Below are 19754 nucleotides of genomic sequence, written 5' to 3'. Positions count from 1 at the left end.
CGTCACAAGAAGCAGACATAGTAAAGGTTGCATCTTCTAGAGCTAGTACAGTAACATTTTGTGTTGATGTATCTGGACATGCACCAGCTGTTGTATATTCAACTATATAAGTTGCACTTGGCGTTCCTCCTGTAATAGTTCATGTTGTTGAATCTATTGTTGCTCCATCTGCAGGTGCTGTATTAAAAGTAAAGGTTCCACCTGTGTCTCCTATAATAGTTGCTGTTGCTCCATCACAAGTTCCTGTCACTGTAAATGAAGGGTCATCGGTAATAATAACAGTAACAGTTTCAGTGTTAGCGGCAGAACAACTGCCTCCTGTAATATATTCTACAGTATAACTTACGCCTGAAACTCCATTGGTAATAGTCCCTGTCCCTGCATCAATTACTGCTCCATCTGTAGGAACTGGATTAAATGCAAATGTACCACCTAAATCTCCACTTATATTTGCAGTGGCACCATCACATGAAGGTGTTAGAGAGAATGTTGCATTCCCATTTGAGAATGTAATAATTATATCATCTGTAACAGTACAACCTGCATCATTTATAGACACACTGTAAGTTCCTGAATCTGGTGAAGAGACTGTAAGAGTAGGATTTGTTTCTCCCGAAATATCAGTGCCATCAAGTAGCCATTGATAAGTAGCAGTTCCAGAAGCAACAGTAGCATCTAGTATAACGTCCGGATCTCCAATACATAAATTTTGATCAGGACCTAAGTCTACACTAACAGGAACAGACACAACTACATCATCTGTAACAATAACAATATCTCCATTACAATTTGTATACGTTACTCTTGCTGTATAAGTAGTAGTAGTAGTAGTAGGACAAACATTAAATGTTGGTGATGTTGAAATCACAGCTCCTGTATCGTCTAACCATGCGAACTCTACAACACTTGGTCCAGCAGGAGTAAATCGCCATGCTTCGTTGTTTGCATTCCATGGAGAATCTGACACATTTCTTCCTGGTGGAACAAATGCATCATTTCCAGCATCATTTTGAATACCAACTGCAGCTCTACCTCCATTAAAAGTATTACAAGCAGGACTGTCTCTAATATAAACATCAATTACATTTGTAGTTTCATACATTACAGCCATGTGAGTTGCTTCTAATGCATTACAATTATAAAGAGGGACTTCATAAAAAGAAACTGCTAATACTCTATTTGGTGCAGTACCAATAATTTCCCATCTAATCTCATTAGTGTTATTTACAGAAGGATCAATATCATGAACAGGTGTAAAGATATTGGCTTCGCCAAGTGTATCATTTGTATTATTTGGTAAATCGTCTGCTGGGCCTAGAAAGTATCCATTTGAAGTATCTGTTGCATCAACATCAAATCTTATAACGCCGTTTGAACCTACTTGAAATTGAGTTTCTGTTTGTGTAAAAAAACAAAAATCAAAAGGCATACTCTCTACACTTCCCCATCTATCATCAATATTTGTGTTAACTGAATTTGTAAGTCCATTAAATGAAAAAGGAGGCACAAAAACAATTGGAGTAACGCTATAAGTATTTGTTAGTCCAATATCAAGATAACTTGCTGTCAAGTCTACACAACCTGTTGTACAATCTATAGAAGTATCGTCTCCAGCGTATACACTAGGATTTCCTGGGCTAGAAGCTCCAGCAATAACTTGTAGATTTATATCATTTGTACTTTGACATCCGTTAGGATTTGTATCTGTTATAACTAAGGTTACGTTGTATATACCTGATGTAGTATATGCATAATCAATCGTTTGACCTGTTACTGTTGGAGAACCATCTCCAAAATCCCAAGTATAGGTTGCTCCTGCTCCAGAATTTGAAAAAACACCATTACCATTAAATGTAATTACCTGGTTAAGGTCTGCTTCTACTTGACCTGCACCATTAACTGCTGGTGAAGTACTATCAATAACTGCAGTAATAGTTTGACAAGGTTCGAAACATGATATTGCTGCAGACCAACCTGTAGTGGTTACGGATCCATCAGATACAAATGTAATAGTTAAACAACCTGTTGCATTTGTTCCACTAGCCTCTACAAGACCTGGATTATTTGCTGCTCCACCTCCAGAAAATGTGCCTAATACTGGTGCTGTTGTATCATCACCATCATAAATAGTCATAATATCGGTTAGCTGTGTACTAAACGACGAAAAATTTAATTGTAAAATATCTCCAGTATTCTCTGGACAGATAGTGTAAGTAAAGTCTTCGTTACTGGAATAGTTTGCTGGGCCACCAGAATCTAAAAACGTTCCAGCACACTGGTTAGAAGTTCCATCTTGCATCAAAATATCTTGAGAAAACGTAACACTTGAGATTAACAAGACTAATATTATAGCTAATTTCTTCATTTGAAATGTTTTTAAATTTTAGTTGTGCTGAGGCTTAATGTTAATTAGATAATTGGTATTATCTATTCTGTAGGTCATAACTTTTTTGTTTCGTGAGTAGAAATCGAAACTATATTTTAAAACGTTAAATTTATTAGAATCAAAAAAAGTATCTCTTCTAAGCTCTTTATTATAATTGTTAAAAAGCGGAACAGTTGAAAGCAACTTATATGGAGACAAATCTTTACCTACATGCTCTTGAATATACACTCTATTTCTTAATATGTGTTTAATATCTTTAACACGTTGTGGTTTACTTAAAACTAAAGTTTGCGCCTTATCCAAATAAACTTCATTTATAAAAGATAATTCTTTAGCTGTTAATGGATTATTAATATTCTCTCCATAATTGACAATTTTAAGTGGTTGTTGCTTTTTAGAAGATTGCGCAGAAACACTTATGATGTTAATTGCAAATAATAAAGCAAATGTATAGAGTAGTTTGAGTTTCATACAATAGGTACTTTTGATTAAGGATGCTAAAAATAGCAAAAAAATAATTAAATGTTCGCTAACTTTAGATTGATATAACAACATAAATTTAAAAACTCCTACTTAGTGACACTCATTTTTTATTACTTATCTTTGCGAACTAAATATTAAAAGGAATATTAACACCCTTTTTCAATAATAAAATACTGAAAGTATAGTCTGACAATTAGGACTATTCTTGCCAAATTAATGACTTTATATAGAATTTGTACAGATGAAAATTGATAATACTACAAATGATGAGTTAGGAGAGAACCATGTTGGCACATCTTCTGACACACCAATGAAACCTGATGCGTTTGAGCTTTCAGACAGCAAAAAAATAGAAATAATTCAAGATGACGTTCGCCATATTATGGAAACTCTGGGCTTAGACTTAAATGACGATAGTCTTAATGGCACACCAAAGCGTGTTGCAAAAATGTTTGTAAATGAAATTTTTGGAGGCTTAAACCCAGAAAAAAAACCTGCAGCTTCTGTTTTCGATAATAAATATCAGTATGGAGAAATGCTTGTTGAAAAAAACATAACTGTTTATTCTACTTGCGAACATCACTTATTACCAATAGTAGGAAGAGCCCATATTGCATACATATCTAATGGCACTGTAGTTGGTTTATCTAAAATGAATAGAATTGTGGACTATTTTGCAAAGCGTCCACAAGTACAAGAGCGCTTAACTATTCAAGTCGTTAAAGAACTTCAAAAAGTATTAAACACAGATGATGTTGCTTGTGTAATTGATGCTAAACACCTCTGTGTAAATTCTCGAGGTATTCGAGATATTGAAAGCAGCACAGTCACTTCAGAATTTGGTGGAAAATTTAAAACCAAAGAAACTAAACGTGAATTTTTAGATTACATTAAATTAGACACTAAATTTTAATCTAACATACTTGATTTTAGTAAAAAAATAATACTTTTAATAAGATTACTACAATGCAACTTTATAATAATCAACAGATAAAAATCTATAATTCCTTAACAGGGAAAAAAGAAATTTTCGAACCAATTATTAATGGTTATGTTGGTATGTATGTATGTGGCCCAACTGTTTACAGTAATGTACATTTAGGAAACGTTAGAACATTTATGTCTTTTGATATGGTGTTTCGTTACCTTAAACATCTAGGTTATAAAGTACGCTATGTTAGGAATATTACAGATGCTGGGCATCTAGAAAACGATGCCGATGTTGGTGAAGATAAGATTACAAAAAAAGCACGTCTAGAAGAAATAGAACCTATGGAAATTGTACAGCGTTATACTGTAGATTTTCATAACGTAGTTGCTAATTTTAATTTACTACCTCCAAGTATAGAACCTACAGCTACAGGACATATAATAGAACAAATAGAACTTATTAGCGCTATAATAGATAATGGTTTTGCTTACGAAATAAATGGTTCTGTGTATTTTGATGTACACAAGTTTAATGAAACTAAACAATACGGTATTTTAAGTAAACGTAAACTTGAAGACCTAATTCATAATACACGCGCTCTTGATGGGCAAAGTGACAAAAAAAATCCACAAGACTTCGCACTATGGAAAAAAGCAGAACCTACACATATTATGCGATGGCCTTCTCTATGGAGCGATGGTTTTCCGGGTTGGCATCTAGAGTGTACTGCAATGAGCACAAAATACCTTGGAGAACAATTTGATATTCATGGTGGCGGAATGGATTTAAAGTTTCCACATCACGAATGTGAGATAGCCCAAAACCAAGCAGCAAAAAGTCAAGATCCTGTTAAATATTGGATGCATGCAAATATGCTAGAACTAAATGGTTCTAGAATGAGTAAATCTTCAGGAAACTATATTAATCCTGCTGAACTACTTTCTGGTGAAAACGAAATCATGTCTAAAGCTTACAGCCCAAGTGTAATTAGATTTTTTATGATGCAAGCTGCATACAGAAGCATCTTAGACTTAACAGACACTGGTCTTTTAGCAAGCGAAAAAGGCTTTAATCGACTTATGAATGCTGTAGAAGATTTAGAGACCCTAAAACCATCGAACACATCGTCTTTTAATATAGAAACCTGGAAGCAGAAGTGTTATGATGCAATGAACGACGATTTTAATACACCTATTTTAATCGCTAATTTATTTGAAGCAGTAAACCACATTAACGCTATTAAAGAAGGAAACACTTCGATTACAAGTGAGGATTTAAATACTTTTAAAACTGCAATTCATGTTTTTGTATTTGATTTGTTAGGCTTAAAAAGCATACAAGAATCTACCGAAGGAACAAATAAACTTTCAGGCGCTGTAGCGTTACTTATAAAACTAAGACAAGAAGCAAGAGTTAACAAAGACTTTGCTTTGTCTGATAAAATTCGTGATGAATTAGCCGAAGTTGGTATTACATTAAAAGACAGTAGAGAAGGCACTACTTTTTCTACAAACTAAACAGTTCACTAATTCCTCTAACATTAAAGAGGCCTTTTGAATTATGAAAAAATTACTTATTGCACCTTTTCTATTTATCATAAAAGTGTACCAAACTTTTATTTCTCCTTTTACACCAGCCACGTGTAGATACCAACCTACATGTTCACATTATACTAAAGAAGCATTAGAAAAACATGGTTTTTTAATAGGCATGAAATTAAGTTTAAAACGTATTTTTAGTTGTCATCCTTGGGGAGGAAAAGGATATGATCCTGTACCATAATTTTTAGGGCGTTTCTTTTGTACTAATACCTACTAGGAATAAAAAACCGCAAGTATTAGTAAAAAAAATCAGGCTTCCTATTAAATCTTTAACGCAAACATCATTATCTAGTTTTAAAATAAACATCGTGGTTTTGTTAATGATTTGTGATAAACTATCATAAATTAATCATAAATACTATATTTACAATCATAAAAAACAACCTATGCATTTATTAGAATTCAATTGGAATCCAATTACTGGAATTGATATTATTGGAAATTTCAAAATTCATTTTTATAGCTTAATGTGGGTAATTGCCTTTATTTTAGGCTGGAACATAATGAAGCGAATATTTAATAGAGAAAACGTAAAAATAGAATATTTAGACCCTTTATTTATTTATACTGTTTTAGCAACTATGTTTGGTGCTCGTATAGGTCATGTAGTTTTTTACCAGCCAGAGTTATTTTCTCAAGACTTTTTTAGTGTTTTCCTACCATTTAAATTTAGTGGAGGTTTTGAATTTCAGGGCTTTTCGGGACTGGCAAGTCATGGTGCAGCAATAGGAATTGTTTTTGCAATGTACTTATACCGCAGAAAATATAAATACAATTCATTAATGTGGATTTTAGACCGCATTGTTATACCAGTAGCTTCTGGTGCTGTTTTTATTAGAATTGGAAATTTTATAAACTCTGAAATTATTGGAAAAGAATCTGGAGACTTCCCATTAGGTGTTCGTTTTATTCAAGAATATTACACCAAAGGAGAGATTATTAAAAAAACAGGAATAGAAAACTATAAGGAAGCATACCGAGCAGTTTCTAATAATCCTAAATTTATAGACTTATTAGAAGCTGTCCCATTTAGACATCCAGCACAGCTATACGAATCTTTCTGTTATATTTTCGTGTTTTTAATACTACTCTATTTTTACTTAAAAACAAATAAAGGCAATCAACCAGGTTTCTTGTTTGGCCTCTTTTTAGTTTTACTTTGGACGGTTAGGTTCTTTGTAGAGTTTATTAAAATTGCTCAAGTAGACGGAAGAGACGATTATATCTGGTTCATGAATACAGGACAAGTATTAAGTATTCCATTTATAATAATTGGTCTTTATTTTATGTTTTCTTACAAACAAAAATCTACTTATAAATAATGAGAATATTAAAAACAGCAATAGTTATACTAATATTAAGCACAGCGTTTAACAGTTGCAAAGGTGAGCCAAAAACTATAAAACAAGCTGAAATTTCTTTTACAAAAGAAGGCGAGCTTACTTTATATAAAAGCACAACAGACAGTATTGTTACTAAATTAGATATTGAAATTGCAGAAACACCTTTTGAGATTCAAACTGGATTAATGTACAGAGAGTCTATGAAAAAAAACCAAGGCATGTTGTTTGTTTTCTCTAACCTACAAGAGCGTAATTTTTATATGAAAAACACACGCTTTCCGCTTGACCTTATCTATTTAGACCATAATAAAACTATTGTAAGCTTTCAAGAAAATGCTCAACCTTTAGATGAATCTTCATTACCATCTAACGCATTAGCACAGTTTGTTCTAGAAGTAAATGCTGGACTAGCGCAAGAATGGTTGTTAGAAGTTGGTGATAAAATGGACTATTATATTTTTAAGGAGCAATAAAAATTTTACAATAGGATTCTAGCCTAGTCTTTACCTTAAGTTAAAACAATTTCACAAAACATATTCTATTTGTTTTACATTTAAGAACATAATAAAACCGCTACACAAGAAAACTAGGTTTAGATATTTTTTAATAAAAATTGAGACTTCCGTATTTGAAAAAAAACAACAATTCTAAAAATAGATCTTAATACGTTTAAGTTATTTAACTTCCTAAGTAATCGCATTAAGGATAGAAAGGTTTGTTTAAGCTCCTCGCAGAGAGCAAGCCTTGATAGCCTGACAAGGCTTTGTTGCCTTGGTAATACCAAAGAAAAGATTATTCGTTAGACTTTAATAACCCTAATATTTTTAAACAAGTATAGCATAAATAAAAAAGCCTTTCAGTTTAATACTGAAAGGCTTTTTTATTGTTTAAAGTTTTAAAGACTTATGCTTTTGCATCTTCTTCTAATTCTTCTTCTTTTACTTTATCTTTTAAAGCTTCTGTTGCATCTCCTCTTTTTACAGAATCGTACATAATTGGTGTTGCTATAAATAAAGATGAGTATGTACCTACAATTACACCTACAATTAAGGCAAACATAAATCCTCTAATAGATTCTCCACCAAAAATAAAGATGGCTAATAACACAACTAATGTTGTTAAAGAGGTGTTTAATGTTCTACTTAATGTAGAGCTTAAAGATTTGTCGATAACTTTATTAAATTCCCAGCCTGTGTGCTCATTAAAGAACTCACGAATTCTATCGAATACTACAACGGTATCATTTAAAGAGTAACCAATTACAGTAAGTATTGCTGCTATAAAGGCTTGGTCGATTTCCATTGAGAATGGCATCCATTTGTATGTTATAGAGAATACACCTAATACGATTAATACATCGTGAAATACTGCTGCTACTGCACCAAGTGAGAACTGCCATCTTTTAAAACGAATTAAGATATAAAGGAACACTACAATTAAAGATCCTAAAACTGCCCAGAAAGAAGCCTTTTTAATATCATCTGCAATGGTTGGACTTACTTTATACTTCTTCATTAATCCTGCAGTTTTACCTTCGTTATTTAAAATGAATTCATCGTAACTCATTCCATTTAAATGTGGCTGTAACGCATTAAATAATGTTTGTCTCATTTCCTCGTCTGCTTCTTCTGAAGCTTCATCGATTCTATGCTTAGTTGTAATTTTTAATTGGTTATCATCTCCAAAAGTTTTAGCGTCTGCACTACCAAAAACTGCTGGATCTGATAATGTTGCACTAATTTCTGCTGAATTTACTGGTTGGTCGAAACGTACTTGGTATGTTCTACCTCCTACAAAATCTACACCTTGGTCTAAACCATTTGTAAATAACGAACCTAAACTTCCAAGAATTAATACTCCAGAAATAATGTAAGCCATTTTACGCTTCTTTAAGAAAGCGATATCTATGTTTCTAAATAAGTTTTTAGTTAAACCTGTTGAGAAGTCTAATTTACCTCCTCTGTTAACATACCAGTCTACTAATAATCTAGTAATAAAAATTGCTGTAAATAATGAAGTTGCAATACCTACTAATAATGTAGTTGCAAAACCTTTAATTGGTCCTGTACCAAATAAGAATAAAATTAAAGCGGTTAAACCTGTTGTAATATTGGCATCTAAAATAGATGACAATGCATTACTAAATCCATCTTTTACTGCAGATTTTTGGTCTTTTCCTTTTGCTAACTCTTCTCGTATACGCTCAAAAATAAGAACGTTTGCATCTACAGACATACCTATTGTTAATACAATACCTGCAATCCCTGGTAATGTTAATACAGCTCCTAATCCAGATAAGATTCCAAATATTAATAAGATGTTTAAAGCCATTGCTACATCTGCAAATAAACCTGCTTTACCATAATAGAAAACCATCCATAATAATACTAAAGCTAATGCTAATAAAAATGACATTGTACCACTATCGATAGCTTCTTGACCTAAAGTTGGTCCTACTTCATCACTTTGAATAATTGTTGCTCTTGCTGGTAATTTACCTGCACGTAATACGTTAGATAAATCTATTGCTTCGTTTATTGTAAAATCTCCAGATATTTCTGAACGTCCTCCTGCAATTTTACCTTTACTAATTCCAGGTGCAGAATACACAAGATTATCTAAAACAATAGCAATATTACTTCCTTCTTTATAAGCACGCTCAGTCATTTCTTCCCATTTTCTAGAACCAGCAGCATCCATTTGCATGTTTACTACTACTCTATTTGCCTGGTCGTAACCTTCTCTTGCATCATCAATACTTCCGCTTAATGGTGGCTCGTTATCTCTATTACCTTCTAAAACATGTAAAGTAGATACTTCACTATCTTTTTTAGGCTTTTCGAAAACAAATCTTATATTTTTTGCAGCTGCTGGAAGTAATACAATAGCTTCTTTAGAATTTAAGATTTCTAATACTTTCTCTTGATCTGTAAGCTTAACTAAAGCTACTCCAGAATAAGAACCTGTTGTACCTACTGGTACTAAATCGTAAAACGGATTAACAACTACTGCTGTTTCATCCTCTTCACCAGTTAAATCTCCAATAATAGACTCTGTAGTATCTTCTGCTTCTGCTGCATCAACATCAGTTTCTGTAGCCTCTTCTGTAACAGCTTCTTCTGTTACTTTTAAAGAGTTATTTAAATCTTGAAAGTACTGACCTAAGTCTTGTGCTTTGAAACCAAACCAGAACTCTAATTCTGCTGTACCTGTAATTAATGCTTTAGCACGCTCTACATCTTTAACACCTGGCAATTCAACTAAAATACGTCCAGAAGAACCTAAACGTTGAATATTAGGAGACGCTACACCAAACTGATCAATACGCGTACGTAATACTTGTAATGCAGAGTTTATAGATTCGTCAATTTTTTTAGTTAAAGCAGATTGTACATCTGCATCGCTCATTCCTATTTTTACAGTTCCTGCTTCTACTAGAGAACGTGTTGCAAAAATATTTGGAGAAGCTAATTTTTTATCTCCTTTAATAGCATCGAAAGCTCTGTAAAAAGATTCAATATAATCTTCTTGTGCATCTTTCTGTAATTCATCTGCATCGTCTAATGCTTTATTAAATACAGGGTCTTTAGAGTTATCTGCTAACCCTTTTAATATATCTTTTACAGACACTTGTAAAATTGCTTCTAAACCACCTTTAAGGTCAAGACCTAATTTCATAGAGTTATCCTTAATTTTAGCATAATCTTCACCTAAGAATACTTTTTCTTTTGAGGTTGAAAGAGAATCAAGATAGTTTACTTCAAACGCTTTACGAGCATCTTTAAAACCTTCAACATCCTCACTAAATTTTGATGCTGCTATTTCTTGTGCGTTTTTCTCGATGGCACTGTTTTTAAACGAGAAAGACAGTTGGTAAATACTTACCAGTCCAAATAAAACCGCGAACAGCTTTACTAATCCTTTGTTTTGCATTGTTTTGTTATTTGCGTCAGATTTTTATCCAACAATTATTAATACTAATTTAATATGAATTGATAGCTTTCAATTATGAATTATGAAAGCAATAATTTTAAAATGAATAACTAAAGCCAAAGCTGAGAATTATTATTTCAAAAAAATAAATTTTAGGAAGATTTAAATTGTTCCTGTTAAGAAACTGGTCCTGCGCGACCTTCAGGAATTTTATGTGGTATATTGTTAATTGCAGTTGCAATAGTTTTATGTTGTTTGTAAGCAACATAAACTTCACTGTTTTTTTTATTTGAATTAATAACTGCTGCAAAAACAGGTACATTCGGATTAGAAAACCTATCGTAATCTTGCTTGAGCTCAAAAAATAATTTTCCAGTAGATCCAAAACCAGTTTCTCCAGTTTTGGTGATTTCGAAAACATCGAGATTATAAGTTTGCTCTGTAGGGAATTCTAATGGACTATTTTCTTTAGAAGCAAAATCGATTGCTGTTTTATCTAAAAGTATATTTTTTACTTTAGCAACTGTAGTGTCACTAAAATAAGAAATAACTAAGCGTCCATTAGCCTCTTCACGAATATCAACGTTTGAAACACCAATAGTTTCTAGCTGCAGTTTTACATTTGCAATGGTTAATTGTACTTGATTAGCAGAAATGCCATCACCAGAAAACTTTAATACAACCTCTTGATTTGGTACGATCAGGTTTTCCTGACTTGCACCAAATAAAGTGAGTATTATAATTAAAGCACCAAAGTACCATTTTGCTTTCATGTGCCAAATATAAAAAAATAAAGACTGTATTGCTAAATTGCTTTAAACTAATTTATTGAAGTTGATTTGTATAATTAATTAAATTTAATAGAGGAATCTCTCCTTTTTCTGAAATTACTGCAGTAAGCTCTACAGCTTCTTCTCTGGTAAAATCTCCAGAGATTTAACACCTTCCACCTTTAATTGGTCAAGCACTAACTCCTGGAGCTGAAAAAACAATATTATTAATTACAAGTGCAATTTGTCTATTTTGCTTTTACGCCTTACCTGTTAAGCGTTCCCATTCTACAGCTCCTACTTTATTCATTACAAAATTAACAACTGACTTATTATTATAATTTTGGCTTACTTCTTCAACCACATTACCAGAAATCACTGCTTTATCTTGTCTATTAGATTTTATTGTATAGATTGGTAATGACCCATCATTCCCTGGTTTTCCATATAAAAACTTAACAAATTTCTGATTACCTGTTAAATCTTGCTTTAATGAATCCAATGTTTTAATCACATTCAAAGTGTCTCTTGGTTTTATATAGAATAATATTGGTGCACCAGGATAACCTATAGCAATGGCACTTTTTAAAATAGAATTACTTGTGTTTTCTTCTTTGTTAGAGTCGTTAGAAATCAGCCCTTCAAAATCAAATAGATTGGCACTTATTTTTTCAGCTTCAAATGTTTCCCAAAACTCAAATTTACCTTTATTAGAAACTACGTTAGATAGGCTTTTAACATTCAAAATTTCAGCATGAGATTCAACTGTTATTTTAATATTAACTTCTTGATAAGCTTCAATTGTGTGTTTTAAACCGTAAACAGTTAATCTTTTATCTAAAACACTAATTACTTTGCGTATATTTTCTTGAGTTGCTTCTTCGGTATTATCAAAAGCATAAATACATTGATGCAGTTTTGGTTTTTGACAACCAACAATGCTTAATAAAAGAACTACAACAAATATTATTTTGGATATTTTCATGTTTAAAAATAAAAAACCTCACAAGTTTGCACAAATGAGGTTTTTATTAAATGTTTATAGATTATAATTCTAACAATCCGTTAGTTGCTTTGACACCTTCAGCAGATTCTGCTAATTTTGCTTTTTCAGCATCTGTTAAACTAATTTCAACAATATTCTCAATTCCATTAGCACCTAATACACAAGGCACACCTATTGATAAATCGCTTAATCCAAATTCACCATCTAAAAATGCTGAACAAGGGAATATTTTTTTAGTATCGCAAGCAATAGCTTGAACCATAGCAGATACTGCTGCGCCTGGTGCATACCAAGCAGAAGTTCCTAATAAACTTGTAAGCATAGCGCCTCCAACTTTAGTATCTTGAACTACTTGATCCATTCTTTCATTAGATAAAAACTCTGAAACTTTTACACTATTTCTTGCAGCTTTCCCGATTAATGGCACCATACCTTTATCGCTATGTCCACCAATAACCATTCCGTCTACATCACTAATAGGAGCTCCTAAAGCTTCAGCTAATCTGTATTTAAAACGTGCAGAATCTAGTGCTCCACCCATTCCAATAATTCTGTTTTTTGGCAAACCTGTAGTTTTATGAACTAAATAAGTCATGGTATCCATTGGATTAGAAACCACAATGATTATTGTATTTGGAGAATGCTCTACTAAGCTTGCAGATACCATTTTTACAATTCCTGCATTAATACCTATTAGCTCTTCACGAGTCATACCTGGTTTTCTAGGAATTCCAGAAGTAATTACACAAACATCAGATCCTGCTGTTTTAGAGTAATCATTAGTACTTCCTGTAATTTTTGTATCGAAACTATTTAATGAAGCGGTTTGCATTAAATCCATTGCTTTGCCTTCTGCAAAACCTTCTTTAATGTCTAAGATTACAACTTCACTTGCAAAATCTTTAATAGCAATATATTCAGCACAACTTGCACCTACTGCTCCTGCTCCAACTACTGTTACCTTCATTTTAATATGTTTTTAGTTTGTATATAATTTTAAGCTGCAAATTTACAAATTTTGAAGCAGAAAATGGTTAATATTAAGCGTTTTAAAAGTAAAAGTTATCCTAAAAAATGGTTTACTGAAATCAGTAGTAATTTAATTTTTTTAAAAAATGGTTTTAAATAGTGTAGTTAAAACCAATAATTAAATTAGTAAACTTTCCAAAAGTGATATTGGAATTAATTGAAAACTTATTGAAATTATAATTAATACCTAAATCTCCTTTTAAATTAGTCTCTTTATTCTCTAAAGTTGTTAATGCTTTATTTAAAACCAAAAGAAGCAGCTCTCCTTCTCCTCCAATATTGTAAGTAAAAGAACTTCTTGTAACACCAATAGCTGCAGTAAAATCGAATTTATTTACAGACTTAGTTACTAAAACAGTAAAGAGGTAAGATTGTCCTTCTACATTTATTGAGTTTATAGTGCCAAGCACTAAATTGGCAGGAGAAAATTCATCACTTACATTATAATTAGAATAAGATATTAAGGCAGCAAGGTTGAACTTTGTTATTTCTGCATTTGGAATCCATTGCGAGATATTATACTGTAGACCTATACCAAATATTTGATAACGCGTTTTATTAATTTTAATCTTGGGTGAATACTTAGTAATTAGTGAGGTTCCTTTCCATAATCCTAAAGAAGCTTGAAATTGATAGTAATTAAATACTGATTGATTTAATCCTTCTGGAGCATCAAACTCTATAGCATCTTCTTCTATAAAGCCTTCAAAAACCACATCGCTTTCACCACCTAAAGCGATAGGAATAGTTGCTGATGTTTGACTTCCTTGAATACTTAAATTTACGAGTTGAGACTCTGAAACATTAATGTTTCGTTTCTGCTTTGGTAGAAATAAGGCGTTTGCTTGTAACGATATATCTAAGTCCCAATTTCTTGGGCTTTAGCAGTTTTAAACCAACTGCTTGAAGACTGATATATTGTGGCTTGTGCTGCAGGTTCGTCGTATCAACCTGTTAAATAAATTAAATCACCTGCTAAATTGTCTAAATCTTGAGATAGACAAATAACAGGTGAAATAAATACTACAAAAAGTAATCTACGCATCAATATTTGCATAGACTGCATTCTTTTCTATAAACTCTCTACGTGGTGGCACCTCATCTCCCATTAACATTGAGAATACGCGATCTGCTTCTACACCATTATCGATTTGTATTTGACGTAATGTTCTAAACTCTGGATTCATAGTGGTATCCCAAAGTTGTGTTGCATTCATCTCTCCAAGACCCTTATAACGCTGAATTTTAGCACCATCACCATATTGTTCCATTAATGCTAAACGCTCTTCATCATTCCATGCATATTCTTTTTTCGCTCCTTTTTTAACCAAGAATAATGGTGGAGTAGCTATATAAATATGTCCGTTTTCTATTAATTCTTTCATGTAACGAAAAAAGAAGGTAAGAATTAAAGTTTCAATGTGTGAACCATCAATATCGGCATCACACATGATGACTATTTTATGGTATCTTAATTTTGAAAGGTTAAGCGCCTTACTATCTTCTTCTGTTCCTATTGTCACACCAAGTGCAGTAAAGATATTTTTTATTTCTTCGTTTTCAAAAACCTTATGCGTCATGGCTTTTTCAACATTTAATATTTTACCACGTAATGGCAAAATAGCTTGAAAAGCTCTATCACGCCCTTGCTTTGCTGTACCACCTGCCGAATCTCCCTCGACAAGATACACTTCGCATTTTGCTGGGTCTTGTTCTGAACAATCACTTAATTTACCAGGTAAACCACCAATACTCATTACTGTTTTACGTTGCACCATTTCACGCGCTTTTTGTGCTGCGTGACGCGCTTGTGCTGCTAGAATTACTTTTTGAACAATAATTTTAGCATCGTCTGGATGTTCTTCTAAGTAATCTGTTAACATTTCTGAAACAGACTGGCTTACAGCTGCAGAAACCTCTCTATTACCTAGCTTTGTTTTTGTTTGTCCTTCAAATTGTGGCTCTTGAACTTTTACAGAAATAATGGCTGTTAATCCTTCACGAAAATCATCTCCAGCGATATCAAACTTCAACTTATCTAACATTCCAGACTCGTCTGCATACTTTTTTAAAGTATGTGTAAGTCCTCGTCTAAAACCAGAAAGGTGTGTACCACCTTCATGTGTGTTAATATTATTTACATAAGAGTGTAAATTTTCTGCATAACTTGTATTATAAATCATTGCCACCTCAACTGGAACTCCGTTTTTCTCTCCTTCAAATGAAATAACATCTTTCATTAAAGGCTCGCGGTTTCCATCTAAAAACTTGATAAATTCTTTTAACCCTTCTTCAGAGTGAAATGTTTCACCTTCAAAAGAGCCATCGTCTTTTTTATGTCTTCTGTCAACCAGATGTACTGTAATACCTTTATTTAAATACGCTAACTCACGCATTCTACTTGCTAGAGTATCGTAGTTATACTCTAAGGTTTGTGTAAATATTGTTGGATCTGGTCTAAAAGTTACTGTTGTTCCTCTTTTATCTGTATCTCCTGTTGACTTTACTGGATATAGTGCTTTTCCTTTTGAATATTCTTGCTCGTAAACCTTACCTTCTCTGTAAACAATTGCATGAAGGTGATCTGATAATGCATTTACACAACTTACACCAACACCGTGAAGCCCTCCAGAAACCTTATAAGAGTCTTTATCAAACTTTCCACCTGCTCCAATTTTAGTCATTACAACTTCAAGAGCAGAAACGCCTTCTTTTTTGTGTAAATCTACAGGAATACCACGACCATCATCTTCTGTAGTAATCGAGTTATCTTCGTTTATGGTTACTGTAATATTATCACAGTGTCCAGCTAGAGCTTCATCTATCGAGTTATCTACAACTTCGTAAACTAAATGGTGTAAACCACGTGTTGCTATATCTCCAATATACATTGAAGGACGCATTCTTACGTGTTCCATACCTTCTAAGGCCTGAATACTATCTGCTGAGTAACCGTGTTCGTTAAAGCTTTCTTTTTTTTCGCTCATATATGTTTTATTTTATAGTGCTTTTGTTATTTTTCAACTGAAAAAACTGAATTTTCAGAGACAAACAAATATACGAAAACATTAAGGCTTTATAGCTTTGTTTAATGGATTTAGTTGTTTTTTATTAACAATTGTTGATTTCTAAAAAGTCGCTTAAACAAGCTAAAAAATGCCTTAAATTAAGTTTCGTGTGATTTTTTTTTATTCTGAAAAATGAAAAATGAAAAAATCTCACAGAAGCGAGATTTTGAAAGATCTTACTTTTTAAAAACGAGGCTTTTTCTGCTTAAAAAAACAAAAAAAAGCCAATTCATTTTTTTGAATTGGCTTTTAGCTCTAAAACAAACTTGGTTAATAGCTGTATTTTTATTCTATTTTAGAACTACATGCTAATTCTAACTCTCGTGACTTAGTAAAAGTAGTATTAATTATATTAATAACTTAAAAGCATTTAAAAATTTCTTCGTTGAAGCAACTAATAGTTTTACTTCTTAACCTATTTAATTTTCGAAACAACTTCTTTAACAAATATAAATTTACTTTACTTTTAAAAAGATTATACAGCTACACAATTACCAATTAACCACAGCGCAATTACTACGCAAATAACTAAACAAATGATTGTCAGGTGTTTAAAATATAGTGCTTTACTTAAAATATTAACTACACATTACTATATTTGCTAATAATCACCTATTCTTATCAAACTGCAACTAATGATTAAATCTATTTTTACATTTATTCTTTCATTTTTCACCTGTTTATTTTATGCTCAAAACGAAGAAACCGTTATGGAAAAATTACTGGACTCCGTAGAAAACTACTACAGCTTTAACAAAGAAATGGGCTTTCCTATTTTAGATCAAAATAAACTAGGCACTTCAGAAGAGAAAAGTCTAAATCAAATACGCTACTATAAAATAAAGAGCGACATATATGCTAATGTAGATGGTTACACTAAAGATTATTATGACAATATAAACCAAGCTTTAGTTTTAATATAAAAGTATGATTCTTAGTACGAATCATCATGTACATTCGCAACTGCTCTTCCAGAAGGTTCATTCATATTTTTAAAGGCTTCATCCCACTCTAAAGCTATTTTTGTACTACAAGCAACACTTGGCTCTTGAGGCGCGCTTAAAGCTGCGGCATCACTCGGGAAATGCTCTTCAAATATAGATCTATAGTAAAACTCTTCTTTGTTTTGTGGTGTTTGTATTGGAAATCTAAATTTTGCGTTTTCCATTTGCTCATCAGTAACTGCAGCATCGACAACTTCTTTTAATGTATCAATCCAATCATAACCAACTCCATCACTAAACTGCTCTTTTTGTCTCCAAGCTACACTTTCTGGCAGCATATCTTCAAAAGCCTTACGTACTAGCCATTTTTCCATACGTTCTCCATTTATCATTTTATCTTTTGGATTAATACTCATCGCAACATCTATAAACTCTTTATCAAGAAATGGTACACGACCTTCAATTCCCCAAGCAGCTAAACTCTTATTTGCTCTTAAACAATCGTACATGTGAAGTTTATCTAATTTTCTTACTGTTTCCTCATGAAACTCTCTTGCATTTGGAGCTTTATGAAAATATAAGTAACCACCAAAGATCTCATCTGCTCCTTCACCAGACAACACCATTTTAATTCCCATAGATTTAATAACTCTTGCCATTAAATACATTGGTGTACTAGAACGAATGGTTGTAATATCATACGTTTCAACATTATATATTACATCTTTAATTGCATCTAAACCTTCTTGTATTGTGAATTTTATTTCATGATGTACTGTTCCAATATGATCTGCTACTTTTTGAGCAGCAGCCAAATCTGGAGAACCAACTAAACCTACTGCAAAAGAATGTGTTTGTGGATACCAAGCTTCTTTTTCATCGCCAGACTCTACACGTTTTTGTGCATACTTCTTTGCTATTGCAGATACAACAGAAGAATCTAATCCTCCAGAAAGTAATACTCCATAAGGCACATCGCTCATTAACTGCCTATGAACTGCAGCTTCAAGAGCTTCTTTAATTTTCGCTATACTAGTTTCGTTTTCTTTTACAGCTTCGTATTCACTCCAATCTCTGTTGTACCATTTTACATACTTTCCATCTCTATTAGACATATAATGTCCTGGTGGAAATAATTCGATTTTAGTACAAATTCCTTCTAAAGCTTTTAATTCTGAGGCTACATAAAATGTTCCATTTTGGTCCCAACCTATGTACAAAGGAATAATTCCCATGTGGTCACGAGCAATAAAGTATTCGTCCTTTTCTGTATCATAAATTGCGAAACCAAAAATTCCATTCATTTCATCCACAAAATCAACACCTTTTTCCTGGTATAACGCTAGAATAACTTCGCAGTCACTTTGCGTTTGAAAATCATATTTACCTTCAAATTGCTTTCGTAATTCTCTATGGTTGTATATCTCACCATTAGCTGCTAAAACCAATTTTTTGTCTGAGCTAAATAATGGTTGTTTCCCAGAGGCAGGATCTACAATTGCTAAACGCTCGTGTGCTAAAATAGCATTATCATCACTATAAATACCTGACCAATCTGGTCCACGATGACGAATAGTTTTAGACATTTCTAAAACTTGAGGTCTTAAATCTTCGCTTTTTTGTTTAAGATTGAATGCACAAAAAATACCACACATAAATTATATTTTTATATTTTAACTCTTATTTATATGACAAATATTAAAATAATCTTACATATTAAAAACAGTAAATAGTAAAATGGTTATAATTTTAAACTTTTAATACTAAAATAGTGCTTAATCAAAACTTTTAATTAAAAAAAATAAAGAATAACTTTACATTTTAAAAGAAAACTTATTTTAAATAAAATATGTATCACTAATTATCCTACTTTTTAATTTAAACCTAAGTGCTCAATCTACTTGGCAAGCAATGCCTGATGCAATTTCAAACATAAATAACCAACGTTTTGATGATATATTCTTTTTAGACGAAAATACAGGTTGGGCAGCCAATGGTTTTTACGCTGCAGTATAAAAGACTACAGATGGAGGAACTAATTGGACAGAACAAATAAATGAAACAGACTTAGGAGGAAACTATTACTTTAGAACTATTGAATTTTTAAATACAAATATTGGCTTTTTAGGAACATTAAATGGCGTTGTATTTAAAACACTCGATGGTGGTGTTACATGGTCCCAGATAAATAACATAACTCCAAATCCTCCAGCAATATTTGGCATAGCAGCCTTAGAAACCTCTACTATTTATGGTAGTG

At 32.4% G+C, this 19754-nt stretch carries 14 protein-coding genes and 1 pseudogene; 6 read left to right on the top strand and 9 right to left on the bottom strand.

Annotated elements, in window-relative coordinates; genetic code table 11:
- Positions 1-139: 139 nt before the first annotated feature.
- The gene (locus QNK89_RS02265) at positions 140-2365 is read right to left on the bottom strand and encodes a PKD domain-containing protein (RefSeq protein WP_340169349.1); all 2226 of its coding nucleotides are present in this window, start codon (positions 2363-2365) and stop codon (positions 140-142) included.
- A gap of 18 nt (positions 2366-2383) precedes the next feature.
- On the bottom strand, positions 2384-2857 hold the full coding sequence (locus QNK89_RS02260; RefSeq protein ID WP_340169348.1) for a hypothetical protein: 474 nt from the start codon (positions 2855-2857) through the stop codon (positions 2384-2386).
- A 253-nt stretch (positions 2858-3110) separates the two neighbouring features.
- On the opposite strand from QNK89_RS02260, the gene folE reads away from it, so the two are divergent.
- The 5 genes from folE to QNK89_RS02235 all read left to right on the top strand — a co-directional run bounded on the left by folE (position 3111) and on the right by QNK89_RS02235 (position 7217).
- Positions 3111-3782 (top strand): GTP cyclohydrolase I FolE, encoded by a 672-nt coding sequence (folE, locus tag QNK89_RS02255; RefSeq protein WP_340169347.1) that lies wholly within the window; start codon positions 3111-3113, stop codon positions 3780-3782.
- 53 nt (positions 3783-3835) lie between these two features.
- A complete protein-coding gene (gene cysS / locus QNK89_RS02250; RefSeq protein WP_340169346.1) occupies positions 3836-5317 on the top strand; it encodes a cysteine--tRNA ligase in 1482 nt (493 codons plus the stop codon).
- 43 nt (positions 5318-5360) lie between these two features.
- On the top strand, positions 5361-5582 hold the full coding sequence (gene yidD, locus QNK89_RS02245; RefSeq protein ID WP_340169345.1) for a membrane protein insertion efficiency factor YidD: 222 nt from the start codon (positions 5361-5363) through the stop codon (positions 5580-5582).
- Between the two features lie 205 nt (positions 5583-5787).
- On the top strand, positions 5788-6723 hold the full coding sequence (lgt, locus tag QNK89_RS02240) for a prolipoprotein diacylglyceryl transferase (protein ID WP_340169344.1): 936 nt from the start codon (positions 5788-5790) through the stop codon (positions 6721-6723).
- Positions 6723-7217, top strand: coding sequence for a DUF192 domain-containing protein (locus tag QNK89_RS02235; protein ID WP_340169343.1), 495 nt, complete (start codon positions 6723-6725; stop codon positions 7215-7217). Before lgt ends, QNK89_RS02235 begins: the two co-directional genes overlap by 1 nt.
- Positions 7218-7647: 430 nt before the next feature.
- On the opposite strand, the gene secDF is transcribed toward QNK89_RS02235, so the two are convergent.
- From secDF to gyrB, 6 genes and pseudogenes are all read right to left on the bottom strand, one after another.
- Entirely contained in the window at positions 7648-10677 is a 3030-nt protein-coding gene (gene secDF / locus QNK89_RS02230; RefSeq protein WP_340169342.1) for a protein translocase subunit SecDF, read from the bottom strand.
- Between the two features lie 176 nt (positions 10678-10853).
- Positions 10854-11450 carry a hypothetical protein gene (locus QNK89_RS02225; RefSeq protein ID WP_340169341.1) on the bottom strand — a complete coding sequence of 199 codons (597 nt, stop codon included), beginning with the start codon at positions 11448-11450 and terminating at the stop codon, positions 10854-10856.
- Positions 11451-11706: 256 nt separating this feature from the next.
- A complete protein-coding gene (locus tag QNK89_RS02220) occupies positions 11707-12432 on the bottom strand; it encodes a hypothetical protein (RefSeq protein ID WP_340169340.1) in 726 nt (241 codons plus the stop codon).
- Between the two features lie 61 nt (positions 12433-12493).
- Positions 12494-13420 (bottom strand): malate dehydrogenase, encoded by a 927-nt coding sequence (locus QNK89_RS02215; RefSeq protein ID WP_340169339.1) that lies wholly within the window; start codon positions 13418-13420, stop codon positions 12494-12496.
- A gap of 154 nt (positions 13421-13574) precedes the next feature.
- Positions 13575-14342: pseudogene (locus QNK89_RS02210) on the bottom strand (DUF6588 family protein); the annotation flags it as partial.
- A gap of 177 nt (positions 14343-14519) precedes the next feature.
- Entirely contained in the window at positions 14520-16469 is a 1950-nt protein-coding gene (gene gyrB / locus QNK89_RS02205) for a DNA topoisomerase (ATP-hydrolyzing) subunit B (RefSeq protein ID WP_340169338.1), read from the bottom strand.
- A 716-nt stretch (positions 16470-17185) separates the two neighbouring features.
- Here gyrB and QNK89_RS02200 point away from each other — a divergent pair.
- Positions 17186-17473: a hypothetical protein gene (locus QNK89_RS02200; RefSeq protein WP_340169337.1), complete on the top strand. Its 288-nt coding sequence runs from the start codon at positions 17186-17188 to the stop codon at positions 17471-17473.
- Positions 17474-17484: 11 nt separating this feature from the next.
- Here the strand turns inward: QNK89_RS02200 and asnB are convergent, their stop codons facing one another.
- Positions 17485-19149 (bottom strand): asparagine synthase B, encoded by a 1665-nt coding sequence (gene asnB, locus QNK89_RS02195; protein WP_340169336.1) that lies wholly within the window; start codon positions 19147-19149, stop codon positions 17485-17487.
- Positions 19150-19754 lie beyond the last annotated feature (605 nt).

This window comes from Lacinutrix sp. (genome assembly GCF_037625555.1).
In the GTDB taxonomy this organism is placed as follows: domain Bacteria; phylum Bacteroidota; class Bacteroidia; order Flavobacteriales; family Flavobacteriaceae; genus Lacinutrix.
Note: the sequence above shows the minus strand (reverse complement) of the source record. Positions and strands in the feature narration are given on the sequence as shown.